This is a genomic window from Enterobacter cloacae complex sp. FDA-CDC-AR_0164, from assembly GCF_003071645.1.
Classification (GTDB): domain Bacteria; phylum Pseudomonadota; class Gammaproteobacteria; order Enterobacterales; family Enterobacteriaceae; genus Enterobacter; species Enterobacter ludwigii.
This window is the reverse complement of record NZ_CP028950.1, coordinates 656752-681266: the sequence shown is the minus strand read 5'-3', so window position 1 is coordinate 681266 and position 24515 is coordinate 656752. Positions and strand designations below refer to the sequence as shown.

The following is a 24515-nucleotide window of genomic DNA, read 5'->3' as shown; positions in this document are numbered from 1 at the left end:
TCTGACAGGGTCTGAGAAGGCGCATAGAGTGCGTGGCGTCAGCCGAGGCTGTTTGCCTCAGGCTGACGCAAGAGGCAAACAGTGGTGAGTCCCACATCAATTAACACTGAGGGTGTACTGCACCCATTATGTTGGACGATGTTGATCTTCACCGGGATGGTACGCAGCCTACCCCATAAACGCAGGCTGTTTTTGCTCATAGGCGGAGATGGCATCTTCGTGCTGCAGCGTCAGGCCAATACTGTCCAGGCCATTCAGCATGCAGTGACGACGAAAGGCGTCAATGCTGAAGCTGTAGGATTTATCACCCGCTTTCACCACTTCCGCTTCCAGATCCACTTCAAACGAAATCCCAGGATTTGCCTTCACCAGGGCGAACAATTCGTCCACCTGCGCATCGCTCAGCGTCACCGGCAGCAGCTGGTTATTGAAGCTGTTGCCGTAGAAGATATCGGCAAAGCTTGGGGCGATAACCACTTTAAACCCGTAGTCGGTGAGCGCCCAGGGTGCATGTTCACGGGAAGAGCCGCAGCCAAAGTTTTCACGCGCCAGCAGAATCGATGCGCCTTTAAACTCCGGGAAGTTCAGCACGAACTCGGGATTGGGCACTTCGCCTTTGTCGTCCAGGAAACGCCAGTCGTTAAACAGATGCGCGCCAAACCCGGTACGGGTCACCTTCTGCAAAAACTGCTTTGGAATGATGGCGTCAGTGTCGACGTTAGCGGCGTCCAGTGGGACAACCCGGCCCGTATGTTGGGTAAATTTCTCTGCCATGATTGTCTCCTTATTTCAGGCTGCGAATATCGGCGAAATGACCGGTCACTGCCGCAGCGGCGGCCATTGCCGGGCTGACCAGGTGAGTACGCCCACCGCGGCCCTGACGGCCTTCAAAGTTACGGTTACTGGTGGAGGCACAACGCTCGCCAGGACTCAGGCGGTCATTGTTCATGGCCAGGCACATGGAGCAGCCAGGCAGGCGCCATTCGAAGCCGGCTTCGATAAAGATCTTATCCAGGCCTTCAGCTTCCGCCTGGGCTTTCACCGGGCCGGAACCCGGCACGACCAGCGCCTGAACGCCCGGTGCCACTTTACGGCCTTTGGCAATCTCGGCCGCCGCGCGCAAATCTTCGATACGGGAGTTGGTGCAGGAGCCGATAAACACTTTATCAATGGTCACGTCAGTCAATGGAATGCCTGGCTTCAGACCCATATAGGCCAGCGCTTTTTCCGCACTGGCGCGCTCGACCGGATCGCTGAAAGAGGCCGGGTCAGGAATGTTATCGTTAACGGAAATCACCTGGCCCGGGTTGGTTCCCCAGGTCACCTGTGGCGCAATGTCTTCCGCCTGCAGCGTAACCACGGTATCAAACGTCGCACCATCGTCGGTTTTCAGGGTTTTCCAGTACGCGACTGCTTCAATAAAATCCTGGTCTTTCGGCGCGTGCAGACGGCCCTTCACATAGCTGAAGGTTGTTTCGTCTGGTGCAACCAGGCCCGCTTTTGCCCCCATCTCAATGGCCATGTTGCAGAGCGTCATTCGGCCCTCCATGCTCAGTGCCTGGATGGCTTCACCGCAGAATTCAACCACGTGACCGGTGCCGCCTGCGCTGCCGGTTTTACCGATGATGGCCAGCACGATGTCTTTGGCGGTAATGCCCGGGGCCGCTTTGCCTTTCACTTCAATCTTCATGGTTTTGGCGCGGCCCTGTTTCAGGGTCTGCGTCGCCAGAACATGTTCGACTTCAGAGGTACCAATACCGAACGCCAGGGCCCCAAACGCGCCGTGGGTGGCCGTGTGGGAGTCACCGCAGACAATGGTCATGCCTGGCAGGGTGATGCCTTGTTCTGGCCCCATCACGTGGACGATACCCTGATACGGGTGGTTCAGATCGTAGAGCTCGACGCCAAATTCGTTGCAGTTTTTGATCAGCTCCTGCATCTGGATACGCGCCATTTCACCCGACGCATTGATATCTTTGGTTTGCGTGGAGACGTTGTGATCCATTGTCGCGAAGGTTTTACCAGGCTGGCGCACCGGGCGCTTATGCGCACGCAGTCCGTCGAATGCCTGAGGGGAGGTAACCTCGTGCACCAGATGGCGATCGATATACAACAGTGGGGTTTCGTTTGGTGCCTCGTAAACTACGTGCGCATCAAACAATTTTTCATATAACGTTTTCGCCATGATTACACCCCTTCAGCGACATAGCGGGCAATAATGTCGCCCATTTCATCGGTACTGACTGCCGCCGTGCCGCGTGCTAAATCACCGGTACGGACACCTTCTTCTAACGCACGGTTAATGGCGTTTTCAATTGCGGTTGCTGCATCACCGGCATCAAGGCTGTAGCGCAACAGCAAGGCCAGGGAGAGGATCTGCGCAATCGGGTTGGCAATGTTTTTGCCGGCGATATCGGGCGCGGAGCCGCCTGCAGGTTCGTACAGGCCAAATCCCTCCTCATTGAGGCTGGCTGATGGCAACATCCCCATAGAGCCTGTGATCATTGCGCACTCGTCCGAGAGAATATCGCCGAACAGGTTGGAACACAGCAGAACGTCAAACTGTGACGGATCTTTAATCAGCTGCATGGTCGCGTTGTCGATGTACATATGGGACAGTTCGACATCCGGATACTGTTTCGCGACTTCACTGACGATTTCACGCCACAAAATAGAAGACTGCAGAACGTTCGCTTTATCGATAGACGTCACTTTATGGCGGCGTTTGCGCGCCGACTCAAAGGCGATATGGGCGATACGTTCAATTTCAAAACGGTGATAGACCTCGGTATCAAAGGCTTTTTCATGCTGACCGCTGCCTTCGCGCCCTTTAGGCTGCCCGAAGTAGATCCCGCCGGTCAGTTCACGCACGCACAGGATGTCAAAGCCGTTAGCCGCGATATCTGCACGCAGCGGACAGAACGTTTCCAGCCCCTGGTACAGCTTCGCCGGACGCAGGTTGCTGAACAATTTAAAATGTTTACGCAGTGGCAGCAGCGCGCCGCGCTCAGGCTGCCCGGCGGGCGGCAGGTGTTCCCATTTAGGGCCACCCACAGAGCCAAACAGCACTGCATCCGCATTTTCACACCCTTCAACGGTCGCTTTTGGCAGCGGAGTACCGTGATTATCGATGGCGATACCGCCCACATCATAGTGGCTGGTGGAGATTTTCATCGCAAAACGCGTACGAACGGCTTCCAGTACTTTCAGCGCCTGTGCCATCACTTCCGGGCCAATACCGTCACCCGGTAACACAGCAATATGGTAATTCTTCGACATTACACGGTTTCCTTGTTGTTCTCTTTATTCTGAGCTTTGCGTTGCAACTCTTTTTCAACTTCAGCGGCGCGCCAGATGTTGTTCAGCACGTGGACCATCGCCTTCGCGGAGGATTCAACAATATCCGTCGCCAGGCCCACACCGTGGAAACGACGGCCATTGTGGGTGACCACGATATCAACCTGACCCAGGGCATTCTCACCGTGGCCCTTGGCCGTCAGGTCATATTTCACCAGCTCTACGTCGTACTCGGTGACGCGGTTAATTGCGCGGTAAATGGCATCAACCGGGCCATTGCCGTTTGCCGCTTCGGCCTTAATGTCTTCGCCACAGGCCAGTTTGACCGAGGCAGTCGCAATGTCGCTGGAGCCTGACTGCACGCTGAAGTAATCGAGACGGAAGTGCTCAGGCTCTTCCTGCTGTTTATTGATGAAGGCCAGCGCTTCCAGGTCATAGTCGAATACCTGACCTTTTTTATCGGCCAGCTTCAGGAAGGCGTCGTACAGCTGATCCATGTTGTAATCGCTGTCCTTATAACCCATCTCTTCCATACGGTGTTTCACCGCCGCACGACCGGAACGGGAGGTCAGGTTCAACTGAACCTGGTTCAGGCCGATGGATTCCGGGGTCATGATTTCGTAGTTTTCACGGTTTTTCAGCACGCCATCCTGATGAATACCGGAGGAGTGCGCAAAGGCGCCGGTACCCACAATCGCCTTGTTAGCCGGGATGGGCATGTTGCAGATCTGGCTGACGGTCTGGCTGGTACGCCAGATTTCGTTGTGATTGATACGGGTATGCACATTCATGATGTCTTTGCGCACTTTGATCGCCATGATCACTTCTTCCAGTGAACAGTTACCTGCACGTTCACCGATGCCGTTCATCGCGCCTTCTACCTGACGTGCACCGGCGTGCACCGCCGCGATGGCGTTGCCAACGGCCAGCCCCAGGTCATCGTGGGTATGTACGGAGATAATCGCTTGATCAATGTTTGGTACGCGTTCATACAGACCGGTAATGATGTTGGAGAACTCAAACGGCATGGTGTAGCCGACAGTGTCCGGGATGTTGATGGTTTTAGCGCCCGCATTGATGGCAGCTTCCACCACGCGCGCCAAATCTTCAATCGGCGTACGGCCAGCATCTTCACAGGAGAATTCAACGTCATCCGTGTAGTTACGGGCACGTTTGACCATGTAGACCGCGCGCTCAATGACCTCATCCAGCGTGCTGCGCAGCTTGGTGGCAATGTGCATAGGAGAGGTAGCAATAAAGGTATGAATACGGAATGCTTCGGCAACCTTCAACGACTCGGCTGCAACATCGATATCTTTTTCCACACAGCGTGCCAGGCCACAGACGCGGCTGTTCTTAATGGTACGCGCAATGGTCTGCACGGATTCGAAGTCACCCGGAGAAGAGACAGGGAAACCGACCTCCATCACGTCGACACCCATACGTTCGAGAGCCAGCGCGATCTGCAGTTTCTCTTTCACACTCAGGCTTGCCTGTAATGCCTGTTCACCGTCACGTAAAGTTGTATCGAAAATAATGACTTGCTGGCTCATGGGTTAGGTCCTTGTCAGTCTTAGGGCGCCTTGCTACGAGCATAAAAAAACCCGCGCAGTGGCGCGGGTTTTTAGTCTTACTGGTGACGATTCAACGCTGAATTTCGCCCGCCAGTCTACCGCGCACAGTGGATGCGTTTAGTAGTAGTAGACCGGTGAAACGAATGGTGCGAATCATGAATCGTGCTCCGTTAAATTCAATATGCTTTTAGTGGTACTGGATACGACTGTGCATGTCAACCCCTGCAGGCAAAAACGCACCCGGCTGGCCAGGTTGACAGGATATGTGCTTTAGCTAATTGTGCTGGGTTTTGCTTTTCCGACCCTGCAAATTGTCTAATTTTGGACTGAGAAAAAGGTTGCAGAAATAATTGAATATCATTGTGATGAATAAATTAAAAGTTCGCTACCCAATTCTGTGGGACGCAAATGGGTTTGATTTCATTAAGTTATAAATGTGGTGAATGTTTTTTATCACTTCGGATGTCTTATGGTTATTACAGATTGTTAACTTATTTAATCGGGGCTGCAATAACAGTTTAATAATACTTAAGACATCATTAACTCGCTGGCGATTGTATATTGGTCTAGTTTATGGTTTCATTCAAATCCTAAAGTGAAGCATATCATTTGTAGTGGTGTTTATTTTATCGTTTGTCAGTGGCGAAAAGTCATTTTCGCTAAACTGTTCTTTATATTTTCCGAATTTAAAATAATTCTCTTTCGCTGATCGTATATGCATGGTAAATCATATTCTTCGGAATTATTACAGTACGTTGGCAAAGGGAGTGTAGCGTGACAGTGGAGTCAGAAGTGCCAGAAATTAATATTAAACAACCTCAAACTACTGATGGGATTAAACCGCAGTTACGTACGGTGGACCTTAATCTGCTCACGGTATTTGATACTGTCATGCAGGAGCAGAATATCACCCGGGCGGCCCATACGTTGGGGATGTCTCAGCCCGCGGTCAGTAATGCTGTTGCCAGACTTAAGGTTATGTTTAACGACGAGTTATTCGTTCGTTACGGGAGAGGAATACAGCCTACCGCACGGGCATTCCAGTTATTCGGCTCTATCCGTCAGGCGTTGCAACTGGTTCAGAACGAGCTGCCAGGGTCAGGCTTTGAACCTTTAAGCAGTGAGCGTGTATTCAATCTTTGTGTTTGCAGTCCGTTAGATAATTATTTGACGTCGATTATTTATAATAAAGTTGAAGAGATCGCTCCCAATATCCATCTGGTTTTTAAATCATCCTTAAATCAAAACACAGAGCATCAGTTACGCTACCAAGAGACCGAGTTCGTTCTGGGATATGAAGAATTTCGACGTCCCGAATTTTCTTGCGTTCCGCTGTTTAAAGATGAAATGGTGTTGGTCGCCAGTAAAAAACACCCCCGACTCAATTCTCCGCTTCGGGAAAGTGACGTTTATAGTGAGCAGCATGCTGTTGTTGCGCTCGACAGATATGCTTCCTTTAGCCTGCCGTGGTATGACACGGCGGATAAACAGGCAAGCGTTGCTTATCAGGGAATGGCAATGGTCAGCGTATTGAACGTGGTCTCGCAGACACATCTGGTGGCTATTGCACCACGCTGGCTGGCTGAGGAGTTTTCCGGTCAACTACAACTGCAAATGTTGCCGTTGCCGCTCAAGCTGAATAGCCGTACCTGCTATCTCTCCTGGCATGAAGCCGCCGGTCGGGATAAAGGGCACCAGTGGATGGAAGAGTTGCTGATCAGTATTTGCCGTCGATAAGCGCATCAGGATAAATTGCATTTTCGCGTGTGATTTATCCTGGTTTTTTCTCTGTTATTGTTATTTTATTCTGTTGTGAATTTTTTCTTACTGCTCTCTGGCTCGCAAAAATAGATGATTTCCTGAATCGACGCGCTTTTCAGCGATGATTAATCATCTCATCCTCTAATACCAGATGAATTGACCATATCCTTCCTTAATACCTGTTTTTTCTGCTTTGCGAACCGTTTAGCTCACCCGGTCTGCTAATTGCCTGCCTCATAACGAGCGGTTAAGGTAACGATCACTCTGCAAAATATAAGATTGGTTTAACCCAGTCGTAAGACGGTGCGGAAATGAATTCTGCAGCTCGTCTATAACAAAATGCCTGGAGGCAAAGCATGGAGATGTTGTCTGGCGCGGAAATGGTCGTCCGATCGTTAATCGATCAGGGCGTGAAGCAAGTGTTCGGTTATCCCGGAGGCGCAGTCCTGGATATTTATGATGCGCTTCATACGGTAGGCGGCATTGACCATGTTTTAGTACGCCACGAGCAGGCGGCGGTACATATGGCTGACGGGCTGGCCCGCGCGACAGGTGAAGTAGGCGTGGTATTAGTGACGTCCGGTCCCGGCGCGACAAACGCCATCACCGGCATTGCCACGGCGTATATGGACTCTATCCCGCTGGTTATTCTTTCCGGCCAAGTGGCGACGTCACTGATCGGCTACGACGCGTTCCAGGAGTGCGACATGGTGGGGATTTCGCGTCCCGTTGTGAAGCACAGCTTCCTGGTTAAGCAAACTGAAGACATCCCGGGGATATTGAAAAAAGCCTTCTGGCTGGCAGCAAGCGGGCGTCCCGGCCCGGTGGTGGTCGATCTGCCGAAAGATATCTTGAACCCGGCGAACAAGCTTCCTTATGTCTGGCCGGAGTCGGTGAGCATGCGCTCATACAACCCAACGACGCAGGGCCACAAGGGGCAGATCAAACGTGCCTTGCAAACGCTGCTGGCCGCCAAAAAACCGGTAGTCTATGTCGGTGGTGGGGCAATTAATTCTGCCTGTGAAGGGCAGCTTCGGGAGCTTATCGAGAAACTCAATCTTCCCGTTGCGTCGTCGCTGATGGGGCTGGGTGCTTTCCCGGCAACTCACCGTCAGGCTCTGGGTATGCTGGGTATGCACGGTACCTATGAAGCCAACATGACGATGCACCATTCCGATGTGATCTTTGCCGTCGGCGTGCGCTTTGACGATCGCACCACCAACAATCTGGCGAAATACTGCCCGAACGCTACCGTGCTTCATATTGATATCGATCCCACCTCTATTTCGAAAACGGTGTCTGCGGATGTGCCGATCGTCGGTGATGCCCGCCAGGTGCTGGAGCAAATGCTGGATCTGCTGGCACAGGAGCCGCCTTCCCAGCCGCTGGATGAGATCCGTGACTGGTGGCAGCAGATCGAACAATGGCGCGCGCGTCAGTGCCTGAAGTATGACACGCAAAGCGACAGCATTAAGCCGCAGGCGGTGATCGAAACTATCTGGCGGCTGACGAAAGGCGAGGCATACGTGACGTCTGACGTGGGTCAGCATCAGATGTTCGCGGCCCTTTATTATCCGTTTGATAAACCGCGCCACTGGATTAACTCCGGAGGGTTAGGAACGATGGGCTTTGGCTTGCCTGCCGCACTGGGCGTCAAGCTGGCTCTGCCTGACGAAACCGTCGTCTGCGTGACGGGAGACGGCAGTATTCAGATGAACATCCAGGAGCTGTCGACGGCCCTTCAGTATGAGCTGCCGGTACTGGTGCTGAACCTGAATAACGGTTATCTCGGGATGGTGAAGCAGTGGCAGGATATGATTTACTCTGGTCGTCACTCTCAGTCCTACATGACGTCACTACCGGACTTTGTTCGTCTGGCTGAAGCCTACGGCCATATTGGGATGCGAGTGACCGATCCGGCAGAGCTCGAAACGAAGCTCGGTGAAGCGCTTGAGCACGTTAAAAATAACCGCCTCGTTTTTATGGATGTCATTGTTGATGGCACCGAGCACGTATACCCGATGCATATTCGCGGTGGTGGTATGGATGAAATGTGGTTAAGCAAAACGGAGAGAACCTGATATGCGCCGGATATTATCTGTTTTACTGGAAAACGAGTCTGGCGCACTGTCGCGCGTCATTGGCCTTTTTGCACAGCGCGGCTATAACATTGAAAGCCTGACCGTTGCGCCGACTGACGATCCGACGCTGTCGCGCATGACCATCCAGACCGTCGGCGATGCCAAAGTGCTTGAGCAGATCGAGAAACAGCTGCATAAGCTGGTCGATGTTCTGCGCGTCAGCGAGCTGGGGCAGGGTGCCTACGTTGAGCGAGAGGTCATGTTGGTGAAAATCCAGGCCAGCGGTTACGGGCGCGAGGAAGTGAAACGTAACACGGATATCTTCCGTGGGCAGATTATAGACGTCACGCCTTCTATATATACGGTTCAGTTGGCCGGAACGAGTGACAAGCTGGATGCCTTCCTGGCATCTGTACGGGATGTGGCAAAAATTGTTGAGGTTGCGAGATCGGGTGTTGTTGGCCTGTCACGCGGCGATAAGATCATGCGTTAGTTGTCTAAAAGGTTCGCCTCTTTCTGCCCGGTCACCAAAGCCGGGCTTTTTTTTGTGTAATCAGCCGACAACAGAGATAAAAGCGGTTGCCGCGAAGGCTATTCTGCGTTTAGATGTTAAAAGATTTAACCATAACCTTGCCAAGGCCATGGACTCTTTTCATTTTTTAAGGGGCAATTGTGAAACTGGATGAAATCGCCCGGCTAGCCGGCGTGTCACGAACAACGGCCAGCTATGTGATTAACGGTAAAGCAAAGCAGTACCGTGTCAGCGATAAGACCGTTGAAAAAGTTATGGCGGTGGTTCGTGAACATAACTACCATCCGAATGCTGTCGCAGCTGGCCTGCGTGCCGGACGCACCCGCTCTATTGGCCTGGTGATCCCGGATCTGGAAAACACCAGCTATACCCGTATCGCCAACTATCTTGAACGTCAGGCGCGCCAGCGTGGCTATCAGTTGCTGATTGCCTGCTCGGAAGACCAGCCCGACAACGAGATGCGCTGTATTGAGCATCTGCTCCAGCGTCAGGTCGATGCCATCATCGTCTCCACCTCTTTACCGCCTGAACACCCATTCTATCAACGCTGGGCGAACGACCCATTCCCGATTGTGGCGCTGGATCGTGCGCTCGACAGGGAGCATTTCACGAGCGTCGTCGGTGCCGATCAGGATGATGCCGAGATGCTGGCGGCAGAGCTGAGAACCTTCCCGGCTGAAACGGTGCTGTATCTGGGGGCGCTGCCTGAACTGTCAGTCAGCTTCCTGCGTGAACAGGGGTTCAGAACCGCCTGGAAAGACGATCCCCGTGAGGTGCACTACCTCTATGCCAACAGCTATGAACGTGAAGCGGCCGCACAGCTTTTCGAGAAATGGCTGGAAACGCACCCGATGCCGCAGGCGTTATTCACCACCTCATTTGCTCTGCTGCAGGGGGTGATGGATGTGACCTTACGCCGTGAGGGTAAACTGCCTTCCGACCTGGCCATCGCGACCTTCGGTGATAACGAGCTGCTCGACTTCCTCCAGTGCCCGGTTCTGGCGGTGGCTCAACGCCATCGTGATGTGGCTGAACGCGTGCTGGAAATTGTGCTGGCAAGTCTGGACGAGCCGCGTAAACCGAAGCCGGGTCTGACGCGTATTAAACGTAATCTTTACCATCGCGGAATTTTGAGCCGCCATAAATGAAATGACGGGGCGGAGAAATCTGCCCCCTTTTGACGAAATAATTCGCCGGGATAATTCCCGTAGAGAAATTAGGATAATTCTTGCGAATTTACCTTCTGCTATTTTTCTTAATTCATTTTGGCGTTTAATGGTTCCTTTAAAGGACGTTTAAACGATTTTAAATGCCTGTCTTTGTATTATTTTGTTACAAACCCTCTTCCGGCGATGAATATTCAGACGTTTTTCCTTCTCCTGTGCCAGCTTGCACGGCAACCGCTGCGTTTCGCGAGCCCTGGGGTGAATCTGGCGCTGTTATCCCCTGAGAATCTGTCATAAAATGCTGCCCGCGTCGCAAACTGACACTTTATATTTATCTGCGATGATATTGAGTGAGCCTTAACGCTAGTGTGCATATTCGGTTTTTTTCTTACAAATATTCATAACGTTAATTTTGCCTCGCCAGTTGTGCAGTTATTAACCAGGACTGTTTATCTCTGTAAATAGAGGCCTTTCGGGCCTGTATAGGGAGAGTCCTGGCTTGACAAGCTTTTCCCTCGCTCCGTAAACTCCTTTAGGTGGGAATTTGTGGGTTAAAGTGGTGAGGAGGGGTGAGACTGGCATGTTCCGTGGAGCTACGTTAGTCAATCTCGACAGCAAAGGGCGTTTATCGGTACCAACCCGATACCGCGACCAGCTGATTGAGAACGCTACGGGTCAAATGGTTTGCACCATTGACATCAACTCCCCCTGCCTGCTGCTTTACCCCTTACCTGAATGGGAAATTATTGAGCAAAAGCTGTCGCGACTGTCGAGCATGAACCCGCAGGAACGCCGCGTGCAGCGGTTGTTATTGGGACATGCCAGTGAATGTCAGATGGATAGCGCAGGCCGGTTACTGATTGCCCCTGTGTTACGGCAACATGCCGGTCTGACCAAAGAAGTGATGCTGGTCGGGCAGTTCAACAAGTTTGAACTGTGGGATGAAACGACCTGGTATCAACAGGTCAAGGAAGATATCGACGCTGAGCAGTCTGATTCCGCGACATTATCGGAACGGCTGCAGGACTTGTCTCTATAAATATGATGGAAAATTACAAACATAAAACGGTGCTGCTGGATGAGGCCGTTAACGGCCTGAATATTCGTCCGGACGGCATCTACATTGATGGCACTTTTGGTCGCGGTGGCCACTCGCGCTTAATCCTCTCCCAGCTTGGAGCGGAAGGGCGTCTGCTGGCAATCGATCGCGATCCGCAGGCGATTGCCGTTGCGCAAACCATCGATGACCCACGCTTTTCCATCGTGCATGGACCTTTCTCTGCGCTCGCTGATTATGTTGCCGAGCGCGGCCTGACGGGCAAGATCGACGGAATCCTTCTCGATCTTGGCGTCTCTTCACCCCAGCTTGATGATGCTGAACGCGGCTTCTCCTTTATGCGCGATGGTCCACTGGACATGCGCATGGATCCTACTCGCGGTCAGTCTGCCGCCGAGTGGTTACAGACCGCGGACGAAGCGGATATTGCCTGGGTGATCAAAACCTTCGGCGAGGAGCGTTTTGGCAAGCGTATCGCGCGCGCCATCGTTGAGCGTAACCGCATCGAGCCGATGACCCGCACGAAAGAGCTGGCCGAGGTGATCGCGGCGGCGACGCCGGTGAAGGATAAGCACAAACATCCCGCGACCCGTACCTTCCAGGCGGTTCGCATCTGGGTAAACAGTGAACTGGAGGAAATAGAGCTGGCGCTAAAAAGCTCGCTCGACGTGCTGGCCCCGGGTGGGCGGTTATCCATCATCAGCTTCCATTCGCTGGAAGACCGCATTGTGAAGCGCTTTATGCGTGAACAAAGCCGCGGTCCACAGGTTCCAGCGGGGCTGCCGATGACGGAAGAACAACTCAGGAAGCTGGGTGGCCGTCAGTTGCGAGCATTAGGCAAGTTGATGCCGGGCGAAGAAGAAGTGGCACAGAATCCACGCGCCCGTAGTTCAGTGCTGCGTGTTGCAGAGAGGACGAACGCATGATCGGCAGAGTGACAGAGACCCTAAGCAAAGTTAAGGATTCGTTAGGAAGCAACGAGCGCCATGCCTTGCCTGGCGTGATCGGCGACGATCTTTTGCGGTTTGGGAAACTGCCACTCTGTCTGTTCATTTGCATCATTGTCACGGCCGTCACGGTGGTCACGACTGCCCACCACACACGCTTATTAACTGCGCAACGCGAGCAGATGGTACTGGAACGCGATGCGCTGGATATTGAATGGCGAAACCTGATCCTTGAAGAAAATGCGCTCGGCGATCACAGCCGGGTTGAACGGATCGCAACGGAAAAGCTGCAATTGCAGCATGTTGATCCTTCTCAGGAAAATATTGTAGTACAAAAATAAGGGAAAACGCGACGCATGAGAGCAGCGGCAAAAACGCTTAAACCAAAACGTCAGGAAGAACAGGCCAACTTTATCAGTTGGCGTTTTGCGTTGCTTTGCGGCTGCATTTTACTGGCGCTGGGTTTCCTGCTGGGACGCGTGGCATGGTTGCAAATCATCGCCCCTGACATGCTGGTTCGACAGGGCGACATGCGTTCCCTTCGCGTTCAGGAAGTGTCGACGTCCCGCGGGATGATCACCGACCGCTCAGGCCGTCCACTGGCCGTGAGCGTACCGGTTAAAGCCATCTGGGCCGATCCGAAAGAACTGCACGATGCGGGTGGCATTACGCTTGATAACCGCTGGAAGGCGCTCTCGGATGCCCTGAAAATGCCGCTGGATCAGCTCGCTTCCCGCGTCAACGCCAATCCAAAAGGGCGTTTTATCTATCTGGCGCGTCAGGTCAACCCTGACATGGCGGACTACATTCGTAAGCTGAAGCTGCCGGGTATTCACCTTCGTGAAGAATCCCGCCGCTACTATCCTTCCGGCGAAGTAACCGCTCACCTCATTGGCTTTACCAACGTTGATAGCCAGGGGATTGAGGGCGTTGAAAAAAGCTTCGATAAATGGCTCACCGGCCAGCCTGGCGAGCGAATTGTTCGTAAAGACCGCTACGGCCGCGTTATCGAAGATATCTCTTCCACGGACAGTCAGGCGGCACACAACCTGGCGCTGAGTATTGATGAGCGTCTGCAGGCATTGGTCTACCGCGAGCTGAACAACGCCGTCGCCTTCAACAAGGCGGAATCCGGCAGCGCTGTGCTGGTGGACGTCAGTACGGGCGAAGTGCTGGCGATGGCCAACAGCCCGTCCTATAACCCGAACAACTTTACCGGCACCGCAAAAGATGCGATGCGTAACCGGGCGATTACCGACGTGTTCGAACCGGGCTCCACGGTGAAACCGATGGTGGTCATGACGGCGCTCCAGCGTGGCATCGTCAATGAAAACACGGTTCTGAACACGATCCCTTACCGTATTAACGGCCACGAGATTAAAGACGTGGCGCGCTACAGCGAATTGACCCTGACCGGGGTTTTACAGAAGTCGAGTAACGTTGGCGTTTCAAAGCTGGCGTTAGCGATGCCGTCCTCAGCGTTAGTAGAGACTTACTCACGTTTTGGGCTTGGAAAGGCGACCAATTTGGGGTTGGTCGGAGAACGCAGTGGCTTATATCCTCAAAAACAACGGTGGTCTGACATAGAGAGGGCCACCTTCTCTTTCGGCTACGGGCTAATGGTAACGCCGTTACAGTTAGCGCGAGTCTACGCAACGATTGGCAGCTATGGCGTCTATCGTCCGCTGTCCATTACCAAAGTTGATCCACCGGTTCCAGGTGAGCGTATCTTCCCGGAATCCATCGTTCGTACCGTCGTTCATATGATGGAAAGCGTGGCGCTGCCTGGCGGCGGCGGCGTGAAGGCGGCGATCAAAGGCTATCGCATCGCCATCAAAACCGGTACCGCGAAAAAAGTGGGGCCAGACGGCCGTTACATCAACAAATACATTGCCTATACCGCAGGCGTTGCGCCTGCCAGTAATCCGCGTTTTGCGCTGGTGGTCGTCATTAACGATCCACAGGCGGGTAAATACTACGGCGGCGCCGTTTCCGCGCCTGTGTTCGGGGCCATCATGGGCGGCGTGTTGCGCACCATGAACATCGAACCGGATGCGCTGGCAACGGGCGAGAAAAGTGAATTTGTAATTAATCAAGGCGAGGGTACAGGTGGCAGATCGTAATTTGCGCGACCTTCTCGCTCCGTGGGTGCCTAATGCACCGGAGCGAGCACTGCGAGAGATGGTACTGGACAGCCGTGCGGCTGCTTCTGGCGATCTTTTTGTGGCGGTGGTCGGTCATCAGGCGGACGGGCGTCGTTATATCCCGCAGGCGATTGCGCAAGGTGTTGCTGCCATTATTGCTGAGGCTAAAGATGAGGCAACTGACGGTGAAATCCGTGAAATGCACGGGGTGCCGGTCATCTATCTCAGTCAGTTAAACGAGCGTCTCTCTGCGCTGGCCGGACGTTTCTATCACGAACCGTCCGATCGGCTGCGTCTGGTGGGCGTGACAGGTACAAACGGCAAAACCACAACCACGCAGCTCATGGCGCAGTGGGCGCAGCTGCTGGGTGAAACCGGTGCGGTCATGGGAACTGTCGGTAACGGTCTGTTGGGCAAAGTGAGCCCGACCGAAAACACCACCGGCTCCGCGGTCGACGTACAGCACGTGCTGGCCGGCCTGGCAGGGCAGGGGGCAACCTTTGCCGCCATGGAAGTCTCTTCCCACGGTCTGGTGCAGCACCGCGTGGCGGCGCTGAAGTTTGCCGCCTCGGTATTCACTAACCTGAGCCGCGATCACCTTGATTATCATGGTGATATGGAGCATTACGAAGCGGCGAAATGGCTGCTCTACTCCACCCACCATAGCGGACAGGCCATCATCAACGCTGACGACGAAGTCGGTCGCCGCTGGCTGGCTAAGCTGCCGGATGCGGTTGCGGTGTCGATGGAAGACCATATCAACCCGAACTGCCACGGCCGCTGGCTGAAGGCGGTTGCGGTGGATTATCACGACAGTGGCGCCACCATTCGTTTTAGCTCCTCATGGGGTGACGGTGAAATTGAAAGCCGTCTGATGGGCGCGTTTAACGTCAGCAACCTGCTGCTGGCGCTGGCGACGCTGCTGGCGCTGGGTTATCCGATGAACGCGCTGCTGGAAACGGCTGAGCGTCTGCAGCCGGTATGCGGCCGTATGGAAGTGTTCAGCGCGCCGGGCAAACCGACCGTGGTGGTCGATTATGCCCACACGCCGGACGCACTAGAAAAAGCACTGGAAGCGGCGCGTCTGCACTGCACCGGTAAGCTCTGGTGTGTGTTTGGCTGCGGTGGCGACCGTGATAAGGGCAAACGTCCACTGATGGGTGCCATTGCTGAACAGTTCGCGGATATTCCGGTTGTGACCGATGACAACCCGCGTACTGAAGAGCCGCGCGCCATTATTAACGACATTCTGTCGGGCATGCTGGATGCAGGCCGCGCCCGCGTGGTGGAAGGCCGTGCGGAAGCCGTGACCAACGCCATCATGCAGGCTCAGGAAAACGACGTTGTGCTGCTGGCCGGGAAAGGCCATGAGGATTATCAGATTGTTGGCAACCGTCGTCTCGATTATTCGGACCGCGTCACGGCCGCGCGTCTGCTGGGAGTCGTGGCATGATTAGCATCACCTTAAGTCAGGCCGCTGCGGTACTGCAGGGCGAGCTGCTGGGTCACGATCTGACCATCGAGGCCGTGACGACCGATACCCGCAAAGTGACCCCGGGTTGTCTGTTTGTGGCGCTGAAGGGCGAACGTTTTGACGCGCATGATTTTGCACAACAGGCCAGGGAGAATGGTGCAGGGGCGCTGCTGGTCAGCCGTAAAATCGCTGTCGATCTGCCGCAGATCGTGGTGAAAGATACCCGTCTGGCATTCGGCGAGCTGGCGGCCTGGGTTCGTCAGCAGGTACCGACGCGCGTCGTCGCGCTGACCGGTTCATCAGGCAAAACCTCTGTGAAAGAGATGACTGCGGCCATCCTGAGCCAGTGCGGAAATACGCTTTATACGGCAGGCAACCTTAACAATGATATCGGCGTGCCGATGACATTACTTCGCCTGACCAAAGAGCATGAATTTGCCGTGATCGAGTTAGGGGCAAACCACCAGGGCGAAATCGCCTGGACCGTGAGCCTGACGCGCCCGGAAGCAGCGCTGGTGAATAACCTGGCCGCTGCACATCTGGAAGGTTTTGGTTCGCTGGAAGGCGTGGCGAAAGCTAAAGGCGAGATCTATACCGGCCTGCCGGAAGACGGTATCGCCATTATGAATGCCGACAACAATGACTGGCTGAACTGGCAACAGATCATTGGTTCCCGCAAGACCTGGCGCTTCTCGCCGAATGCGGCCAACAGTGATTTTACCGCGACCAATATTCATGTGACTTCGCATGGCACGGAATTCACCCTTAATACCCCAACCGGTGGCATTGAGGTGCTTCTGCCATTGCCGGGTCGTCATAATATCGCCAATGCGCTCGCGGCAGCGGCGCTGTCGATGGCGGTTGGTGCGTCGCATCAGGCGATTAAAACCGGTCTGGCAAATTTAAAAGCCGTGCCGGGGCGTCTGTTCCCGATCCAGCTTGCGGAAAACAAACTGCTTCTGGATGACTCCTATAACGCGAACGTCGGCTCAATGACCGCGGCGGTGCAGGTGTTGTCTGAGATGCCAGGTTATCGCGTGCTGGTGGTGGGCGATATGGCTGAGCTGGGTGATGAAAGCGAAGCCTGCCATGTCCAGGTGGGGGACGCGGCGAAAGCGGCAGGTATTGATTGCGTGCTGAGCGCCGGAAAACTGAGCCAGGCGATTAGCCATGCCAGCGGTGTTGGCGAGCACTTTGCCGATAAAGCCGCGCTGATTGAACGCCTTAAGGCATTGATGACAGAAAAACAAATTGTGACTGTGTTAGTGAAAGGTTCACGTAGTGCCGCCATGGAAGAGGTTGTGCACGCATTACAGGAGAACGGGACATGTTAGTTTGGCTGGCCGAACATTTGGTCAAATATTATTCAGGCTTTAACGTCTTTTCCTATCTGACGTTTCGCGCCATTGTCAGCCTGCTGACTGCGCTGTTCATCTCTTTGTGGATGGGCCCGCGCATGATTGCCCGTCTGCAAAAACTCTCCTTCGGTCAGGTTGTGCGTAACGACGGTCCGGAGTCGCACTTCAGCAAGCGGGGTACGCCGACCATGGGCGGGATCATGATCCTGACCGCGATCGTTGTTTCCGTACTGCTGTGGGCTTATCCCTCTAACCCGTACGTCTGGTGCGTACTTACCGTGCTGGTGGGCTACGGCATCATTGGGTTTGTTGATGATTACCGCAAGGTCGTGCGTAAAGACACCAAGGGCCTGATCGCCCGCTGGAAATACTTCTGGATGTCGGTGATTGCGCTGGGCGTGGCCTTCGCGCTGTATCTGGCAGGAAAAGACACCCCCGCCACCGAGCTGGTGGTGCCGTTCTTTAAAGACGTGATGCCGCAACTGGGGCTGTTCTACATTCTGCTGGCCTACTTCGTCATCGTGGGCACCGGTAACGCTGTAAACCTGACCGACGGTCTGGATGGCCTGGCGATTATGCCAACCGTCTTCGTCGCCGCCGGTTTTGCGCTGGTGGCGTGGGCCACCGGTAACATGAACTTTGCTAACTATCTGCACATTCCATACCTGCGACACGCAGGCGAACTGGTTATCGTCTGTACGGCGATTGTCGGGGCGGGACTGGGCTTCCTGTGGTTCAACACCTACCCGGCGCAGGTCTTTATGGGTGACGTCGGTTCACTGGCTCTGGGCGGCGCGCTGGGCATTATTGCCGTACTGCTGCGCCAGGAGTTCCTGCTGGTGATTATGGGTGGGGTATTTGTGGTTGAAACCCTTTCAGTGATTTTGCAGGTCGGGTCCTTCAAGCTGCGCGGTCAGCGCATCTTCCGTATGGCACCGATTCACCATCACTATGAACTGAAAGGCTGGCCGGAACCGCGCGTGATTGTGCGCTTCTGGATTATTTCGCTGATGCTGGTGCTGATTGGCCTGGCAACGCTGAAGGTACGTTAATCATGGCAGATTACCAGGGCAAAAAAGTCGTTATCATCGGGTTGGGGCTGACAGGCCTCTCCTGCGTGGACTTTTTCCTCGCGCGCGGCGTGACGCCTCGCGTAATGGATACGCGTGTTTCTCCGCCGGGTCTGGATAAACTGCCGGAACAGGTTGAACGCCACCTTGGTGGTCTGAATGATGACTGGCTGCTGGCAGCCGATCTGATTGTCGCCAGCCCCGGTATGGCGCTGGCGCATCCTTCACTCAGCGCCGCGGCCGATGCGGGCGTTGAGATTGTCGGTGATATTGAGTTGTTCTGCCGTGAAGCGCAGGCACCCGTTATCGCGATTACCGGCTCTAACGGTAAAAGCACCGTCACCACCCTTGTGGGTGAGATGGCGAAAGCGGCGGGCATGAACGTGGGTGTGGGAGGCAATATTGGCCTGCCAGCGCTGATGTTGCTGGATAAGGGCTGTGAATTGTACGTCCTCGAGCTTTCCAGCTTCCAGCTGGAAACGACCTCCAGCCTTCGTGCGGCCGCGGCGACGATCCTTAACGTTACTGAAGATCATATGGATCGCTATCCGTTTGGTCTGCAGCAGTACCGCGCCGCCAAACTGCGCATTTATGAAAATGCGAAGGTCTGCGTCGTCAACGCGGATGACGCCCTGACCATGCCGGTGCGCGGGGCGGACGATCGCTGCATTAGCTTTGGCATCACCATGGGTGACTATCATCTTAACCGTCAACTGGGCGAAACCTGGCTGCGCGTGAAGGGTGAGAAAGTGCTGAACGTGAAAGAGATGAAGCTTACCGGCCAGCATAACTACACCAATGCTCTGGCGGCGCTGGCGCTGGCGGATGCCGTAGGGCTGCCGCGTTCGTCCAGCCTGCAAGCATTGACCACCTTTACCGGCCTGGCGCACCGTTTCCAGCTGGCGCTGGAGCACAACGGTGTGCGCTGGATTAATGACTCAAAAGCCACCAACGTCGGCAGTACCGAGGCCGCCCTGAACGGCCTGCACGTTGAAGGGACCCTGCATTTACTGCTGGGCGGCGACGGTAAATCGGCGGATTTCTCCACGCTGAAACCGTATCTCGCCGGGAATAATATCCGCTTGTACTGCTTTGGTCGCGACGGCAGTGAGCTGGCTGAGCTGCGTCCTGACATTGCCGAGCAAACCGAGACCATGGAGCAGGCGATGCGGCTGATTGCCCCTCGCGTGAAGCCGGGTGATATGGTCCTGCTCTCCCCGGCCTGCGCCAGCCTCGATCAATTCAAGAATTTCGAACAGCGTGGCGATCTCTTTACCCGTCTGGCGAAGGAGTTAGGCTGATGCGTTTATCTCTCCCCCGCCTGAAAATGCCGCGCCTGCCAGGATTTGGCGTTCTGGCGTGGGTGTTTGCGGCACTCAAAGGCTGGGTGATGGGCTCTCGTCAAAAAGATAACGACAGCCTGGTTATGTACGACCGTACGCTCTTCTGGCTCACGCTGGGACTGGCGGCGGTTGGTTTTATCATGGTGACCTCGGCGTCAATGCCTGTCGGGCAGCGACTGGCGAACGATCCGTTCCTGTTTGCGAAACGTGATGGCCTGTACATCATCCTGGCGTTCTGTCTGGCGCTGGTGACATTACGTCTGCCGATGGAGTTCTGGCAGCGGCACAGTACCGCGATGCTGATCGCCTCCATCATTATGCTGCTGATCGTACTGGTGGTGGGGAGCTCCGTAAACGGGGCATCGCGCTGGATTGCCTTTGGCCCGCTGCGTATTCAGCCCGCGGAATTTACCAAGCTCTCCCTGTTCTGCTACCTGGCTAACTACCTGGTACGTAAAGTGGATGAAGTGCGTAATAACCTGCGCGGCTTCTTAAAACCCATGGGCGTTATTCTGGTGCTGGCGGTCTTACTGCTGGCGCAGCCTGACCTTGGTACCGTGGTCGTGCTGTTTGTCACCACGCTGGCAATGCTGTTCCTGGCCGGGGCGAAGCTGTGGCAGTTCATCGCCATCATCGGAATGGGTATCTCAGCGGTTGTGCTGCTGATCCTCGCCGAGCCTTACCGTATCCGCCGTGTGACCTCATTCTGGAACCCGTGGGAAGACCCGTTTGGCAGCGGTTATCAGCTGACGCAGTCGCTGATGGCTTTTGGTCGCGGTGAAGTCTGGGGTCAGGGCCTGGGCAACTCGGTACAGAAACTGGAGTATTTACCCGAAGCGCACACTGACTTCATCTTCTCCATTATTGGGGAAGAACTGGGTTATATCGGTGTGGTATTAGCGCTATTAATGGTATTCTTCGTCGCTTTCCGCGCCATGTCGATTGGGCGAAAAGCGCTGGAGATCGATCACCGCTTTTCAGGTTTCTTAGCCTGCTCAATAGGTATCTGGTTTAGTTTCCAGGCATTGGTTAACGTCGGGGCCGCAGCGGGTATGCTGCCGACCAAAGGCCTTACGTTGCCGTTGATCAGTTATGGTGGTTCCAGTCTGCTGATTATGTCGACGGCCATCATGATGTTGTTACGCATAGATTATGAAACGCGTCTGGAAAAAGCCCAGGCGTTTACACGAGGTTCACGATGAATCAACCGAAGCGGTTAATGGTGATGGCAGGCGGTACCGGTGGACATGTGTTCCCGGGGCTCGCAGTTGCGCACCATTTAATGGATCAGGGCTGGCAGGTACGCTGGCTGGGAACCGCGGACCGCATGGAAGCCGACCTGGTACCGAAGCACGGTATCGAGATCGACTTTATTCGCATTTCCGGCTTACGCGGAAAAGGCATTAAGGCCCAGCTTCTGGCACCGGTGCGTATTTTCAACGCCTGGCGTCAGGCGCGCGCCATCATGAAGCGTTTTAAGCCTGATGTGGTGCTGGGGATGGGCGGCTATGTTTCTGGCCCGGGTGGGCTGGCGGCCTGGTCATTGGGCATCCCCGTGGTGCTGCATGAGCAGAACGGCATTGCCGGTCTGACCAATAAATGGCTGGCGAAAATTGCCACCAAAGTGATGCAGGCTTTCCCGGGAGCCTTCCCGAAGGCGGACGTGGTGGGTAACCCGGTGCGCGTAGACGTGCTGGCGCTGCCATTACCGGATGCGCGCCTGGCGGGTCGTGAAGGGCCGGTCCGTGTGCTGGTCGTTGGCGGTTCTCAGGGCGCACGCATTTTAAACCAGACGATGCCGCAGGTTGCAGCAAAGCTGGGTGATGCGGTGACAATCTGGCACCAAAGCGGAAAAGGTGCTCAGCAGATGGTTGAGCAGGCTTACGCCGATGAAGGCCAGCCGCAGCATAAAGTGACGGAATTTATCGACGACATGGCCGCAGCGTATGCCTGGGCCGATGTCGTGGTCTGCCGCTCTGGCGCATTGACGGTGAGCGAAATTGCCGCCGCCGGGTTGCCGGCTCTGTTTGTGCCGTTCCAGCACAAAGACAGACAGCAGTACTGGAATGCGCTGCCGCTTGAGAAAGCCGGCGCCGCGAAAATATTTGAACAGCCACAATTTACCGCCGATGCGGTCGCCACCACCCTGGCGGGCTGGAACAGAGAGGCATTACTGGAGATGGCGCAACGCGCACGCGCGACCGCTATTCCTGATGCAACGGAACGGGTGGCAAAAGAAGTGAGCCTGGCAGCCCAGGCTTAACCCTCGCAGCGCGTGTTGCGCTGCACGAATTTTTTAAGTAGTCGATGGCGTTTAGAGAATGAATACACAACAACTGGCAAAACTGCGTTCTATCGTGCCCGAGATGCGTCGCGTCCGGCACATTCACTTTGTTGGCATCGGTGGTGCTGGCATGGGCGGTATTGCCGAAGTGTTAGCTAACGAAGGCTATCAGATCAGCGGGTCTGACCTGGCGCCAAACCCTGTTACGCAGCAGCTGGCGTCGCTTGGGGCGACTATCTATTTCAATCATCGCCCGGAAAACGTGCGCGATGCGAGCGTGGTGGTCGTGTCGAGCGCCATCTCCTCTGATAACCCGGAAATCGTGGCCGCGCACGAAGCACGTATTCCGGTGATCCGCCGTGCGGAAATGCTGGCGGAGTTGATGCGTTTTCGACATGGCATTGCGATTGCCGGAACCCACGGCAAAACCACCACCACGGCGATGGTCTCCAGCATTTATGCAGAAGCGGGCCTCGACCCGACGTTCGTCAATGGTGGTCTGGTAAAAGCGGCAGGCGTGCATGCGCGTCTCGGACACAGCCGTTATTTAATTGCCGAAGCGGATGAGAGCGATGCGTCGTTCCTGCATCTGCAGCCGATGGTCGCCATCGTCACCAATATCGAAGCCGACCATATGGATACTTACCAGGGCGACTTCGAGAACTTAAAGCAGACCTTTATTAATTTCCTGCACAACCTGCCGTTCTATGGACGCGCGGTAATGTGTGTAGACGATCCGGTGATTCGCGAGCTGTTGCCGCGCGTCGGACGTCAAATCACGACTTACGGCTTCAGCGAAGACGCTGATGTCCGCGTGGAAGATTACAAACAGCTGGGTGCGCAGGGGCATTTCACCCTGGCGCGTCAGGACAAAGAACTGCTGCATGTCACCCTGAATGCACCAGGGCGTCACAACGCCCTGAATGCCGCAGCGGCAGTGGCCGTGGCGACAGAAGAAGGCATTGATGACGAAGCCATTCTTCGTGCACTGGAAAGCTTCCAGGGAACCGGGCGTCGCTTCGACTTCCTCGGTGAATACCCGCTGGAGGCGGTGAACGGTAAACCCGGTACTGCCATGCTGGTTGATGACTACGGTCACCACCCGACGGAAGTGGACGCGACGATCAAAGCCGCGCGTGCAGGCTGGCCAGAAAAAAATCTGGTCATGATCTTCCAGCCGCACCGTTTCACGCGCACCCGTGACCTGTATGACGATTTCGCCAGCGTCCTGTCACAGGTGGATACGCTCCTGATGCTGGATGTTTATGCAGCGGGCGAAACTCCTATTCCTGGTGCAGACAGCCGTTCTTTATGTCGTACCATCCGCGGACGCGGTAAAGTAGACCCTATTTTGGTTTCCGATCCTGCCCAGGTGGCTGAAATTCTGGCCCCGGTGCTGACCGGCAACGATCTAATTCTGATTCAGGGCGCGGGAAATATCGGCAAAATCGCCCGTACCTTAGCTGAAATCAAACTGAAGCCGCAAACTCAGGAGGATGAGCATCATGGCTGATAAGATTGCTGTCCTGTCTGGCGGCACATCCGCCGAGCGCGAGGTTTCCCTGAATTCAGGTGCCGCTGTACTGGCGGGCCTGCGTGAAGGGGGTGTGGATGCGCACCTGGTCGATCCGAAAGAGACTGACGTAACCCAGTTAAAGGCGATGGGCTTCGATAAAGTCTTTATCGCGTTACATGGCCGTGGTGGCGAAGACGGCACCCTTCAGGGGCTGCTGGAACTCACCGGCATGCCGTACACCGGCAGCGGTGTGATGGCCTCCGCCATTTCTATGGATAAACTTCGCAGCAAACTGCTGTGGCAGGGCGCGGGTTTACCCGTTGCCCCCTGGGTTGCCCTGACGCGTCGCGAATTTGAAATGGGCCTCTCCGATAGCGTTAATGCACGCATTGCTGAGCTGGGCTTACCGGTTATTGTAAAGCCCAGCCGCGAAGGGTCGAGCGTTGGCATGTCCAAAGTTGAGAAAGCTGAGGATTTATCTTCCGCTTTAGCCCTGGCATTTCAACATGATGAAGAAGTTCTGATTGAAAAATGGCTCAGCGGGCCGGAATTTACCGTCGCGATGCTTGGCGAAGAAATTTTACCGTCAATTCGTATCCAACCGGCCGGAACCTTCTATGATTATGAGGCGAAGTATCTCTCTGATGAGACGCAATATTTCTGCCCAAGTGGTCTTGAAGCTGAGCGTGAAACCGATTTACAGTCCCTGGTGGTTAAAGCCTGGCATGTTCTGGGTTGCCGTGGATGGGGCCGCATCGACGTGATGCTCGACAGTGATGGACAATTTTATCTGCTGGAAGCAAATACTTCTCCGGGAATGACCAGCCACAGCCTTGTGCCGATGGCAGCGCGTCAGGCGGGGATGAGCTTCTCGCAATTAGTCGTACGTATTCTGGACCAGGCGGGCTGAT

21 protein-coding genes are annotated in these 24515 nt (G+C 54.8%); 16 read left to right on the top strand and 5 right to left on the bottom strand.

Annotation, left to right across the window (positions count from 1 at the left end; genetic code table 11):
* Positions 1-168 precede the first annotated feature (168 nt).
* The 5 genes from leuD to leuL all read right to left on the bottom strand — a co-directional run bounded on the left by leuD (position 169) and on the right by leuL (position 5028).
* Positions 169-774 (bottom strand): 3-isopropylmalate dehydratase small subunit, encoded by a 606-nt coding sequence (gene leuD, locus AM410_RS03320; protein WP_014168614.1) that lies wholly within the window; start codon positions 772-774, stop codon positions 169-171.
* A gap of 10 nt (positions 775-784) precedes the next feature.
* Positions 785-2185: a 3-isopropylmalate dehydratase large subunit gene (gene leuC / locus AM410_RS03315; protein WP_047743406.1), complete on the bottom strand. Its 1401-nt coding sequence runs from the start codon at positions 2183-2185 to the stop codon at positions 785-787.
* Positions 2186-2187: 2 nt separating this feature from the next.
* Entirely contained in the window at positions 2188-3279 is a 1092-nt protein-coding gene (gene leuB / locus AM410_RS03310; RefSeq protein ID WP_025205430.1) for a 3-isopropylmalate dehydrogenase, read from the bottom strand.
* Complete coding sequence (leuA, locus tag AM410_RS03305) at positions 3279-4850, bottom strand: 2-isopropylmalate synthase (protein WP_014168617.1); 1572 nt, start codon at positions 4848-4850, stop codon at positions 3279-3281. The genes leuB and leuA overlap by 1 nt, the downstream gene beginning before the upstream one ends.
* 91 nt (positions 4851-4941) lie before the next feature.
* Positions 4942-5028, bottom strand: coding sequence for a leu operon leader peptide (gene leuL, locus AM410_RS24315; RefSeq protein ID WP_071530973.1), 87 nt, complete (start codon positions 5026-5028; stop codon positions 4942-4944).
* A gap of 635 nt (positions 5029-5663) precedes the next feature.
* On the opposite strand from leuL, the gene leuO reads away from it, so the two are divergent.
* The 16 genes from leuO (at position 5664) to AM410_RS03220 (ending at position 24514) form a co-directional block, all read left to right on the top strand.
* Positions 5664-6608: a transcriptional regulator LeuO gene (gene leuO / locus AM410_RS03295; RefSeq protein ID WP_108648572.1), complete on the top strand. Its 945-nt coding sequence runs from the start codon at positions 5664-5666 to the stop codon at positions 6606-6608.
* A 380-nt stretch (positions 6609-6988) separates the two neighbouring features.
* Positions 6989-8713 (top strand): acetolactate synthase 3 large subunit, encoded by a 1725-nt coding sequence (gene ilvI / locus AM410_RS03290; protein ID WP_014168620.1) that lies wholly within the window; start codon positions 6989-6991, stop codon positions 8711-8713.
* Between the two features lies 1 nt (position 8714).
* On the top strand, positions 8715-9206 hold the full coding sequence (ilvN, locus tag AM410_RS03285) for an acetolactate synthase small subunit (RefSeq protein ID WP_003856371.1): 492 nt from the start codon (positions 8715-8717) through the stop codon (positions 9204-9206).
* Between the two features lie 179 nt (positions 9207-9385).
* Positions 9386-10393 carry a catabolite repressor/activator gene (gene cra / locus AM410_RS03280; protein WP_014168621.1) on the top strand — a complete coding sequence of 336 codons (1008 nt, stop codon included), beginning with the start codon at positions 9386-9388 and terminating at the stop codon, positions 10391-10393.
* A 598-nt stretch (positions 10394-10991) separates the two neighbouring features.
* Positions 10992-11450 (top strand): division/cell wall cluster transcriptional repressor MraZ, encoded by a 459-nt coding sequence (mraZ, locus tag AM410_RS03275; RefSeq protein WP_025205427.1) that lies wholly within the window; start codon positions 10992-10994, stop codon positions 11448-11450.
* Between the two features lie 2 nt (positions 11451-11452).
* A complete protein-coding gene (gene rsmH, locus AM410_RS03270) occupies positions 11453-12394 on the top strand; it encodes a 16S rRNA (cytosine(1402)-N(4))-methyltransferase RsmH (RefSeq protein ID WP_014168623.1) in 942 nt (313 codons plus the stop codon).
* Positions 12391-12756, top strand: a complete 366-nt coding sequence (ftsL, locus tag AM410_RS03265; protein ID WP_008501989.1) for a cell division protein FtsL — start codon at positions 12391-12393, stop codon at positions 12754-12756. The genes rsmH and ftsL overlap by 4 nt, the downstream gene beginning before the upstream one ends.
* A 15-nt stretch (positions 12757-12771) precedes the next feature.
* Positions 12772-14538 carry a peptidoglycan glycosyltransferase FtsI gene (locus AM410_RS03260; RefSeq protein ID WP_014168624.1) on the top strand — a complete coding sequence of 589 codons (1767 nt, stop codon included), beginning with the start codon at positions 12772-12774 and terminating at the stop codon, positions 14536-14538.
* Positions 14525-16012 carry a UDP-N-acetylmuramoyl-L-alanyl-D-glutamate--2,6-diaminopimelate ligase gene (murE, locus tag AM410_RS03255; protein ID WP_014168625.1) on the top strand — a complete coding sequence of 496 codons (1488 nt, stop codon included), beginning with the start codon at positions 14525-14527 and terminating at the stop codon, positions 16010-16012. Before AM410_RS03260 ends, murE begins: the two co-directional genes overlap by 14 nt.
* Positions 16009-17367, top strand: a complete 1359-nt coding sequence (gene murF, locus AM410_RS03250; RefSeq protein ID WP_073397167.1) for a UDP-N-acetylmuramoyl-tripeptide--D-alanyl-D-alanine ligase — start codon at positions 16009-16011, stop codon at positions 17365-17367. The genes murE and murF overlap by 4 nt, the downstream gene beginning before the upstream one ends.
* Complete coding sequence (mraY, locus tag AM410_RS03245) at positions 17361-18443, top strand: phospho-N-acetylmuramoyl-pentapeptide-transferase (RefSeq protein WP_008501985.1); 1083 nt, start codon at positions 17361-17363, stop codon at positions 18441-18443. Before murF ends, mraY begins: the two co-directional genes overlap by 7 nt.
* Positions 18444-18445: 2 nt before the next feature.
* Complete coding sequence (gene murD, locus AM410_RS03240) at positions 18446-19762, top strand: UDP-N-acetylmuramoyl-L-alanine--D-glutamate ligase (RefSeq protein ID WP_025205419.1); 1317 nt, start codon at positions 18446-18448, stop codon at positions 19760-19762.
* Entirely contained in the window at positions 19762-21006 is a 1245-nt protein-coding gene (gene ftsW, locus AM410_RS03235; RefSeq protein ID WP_014168628.1) for a cell division protein FtsW, read from the top strand. The genes murD and ftsW overlap by 1 nt, the downstream gene beginning before the upstream one ends.
* Complete coding sequence (murG, locus tag AM410_RS03230) at positions 21003-22067, top strand: undecaprenyldiphospho-muramoylpentapeptide beta-N-acetylglucosaminyltransferase (protein ID WP_049023069.1); 1065 nt, start codon at positions 21003-21005, stop codon at positions 22065-22067. The genes ftsW and murG overlap by 4 nt, the downstream gene beginning before the upstream one ends.
* 58 nt (positions 22068-22125) lie before the next feature.
* Positions 22126-23601: a UDP-N-acetylmuramate--L-alanine ligase gene (gene murC / locus AM410_RS03225; RefSeq protein ID WP_014168630.1), complete on the top strand. Its 1476-nt coding sequence runs from the start codon at positions 22126-22128 to the stop codon at positions 23599-23601.
* Complete coding sequence (locus tag AM410_RS03220) at positions 23594-24514, top strand: D-alanine--D-alanine ligase (RefSeq protein WP_020882578.1); 921 nt, start codon at positions 23594-23596, stop codon at positions 24512-24514. Before murC ends, AM410_RS03220 begins: the two co-directional genes overlap by 8 nt.
* Position 24515: the final 1 nt, after the last annotated feature.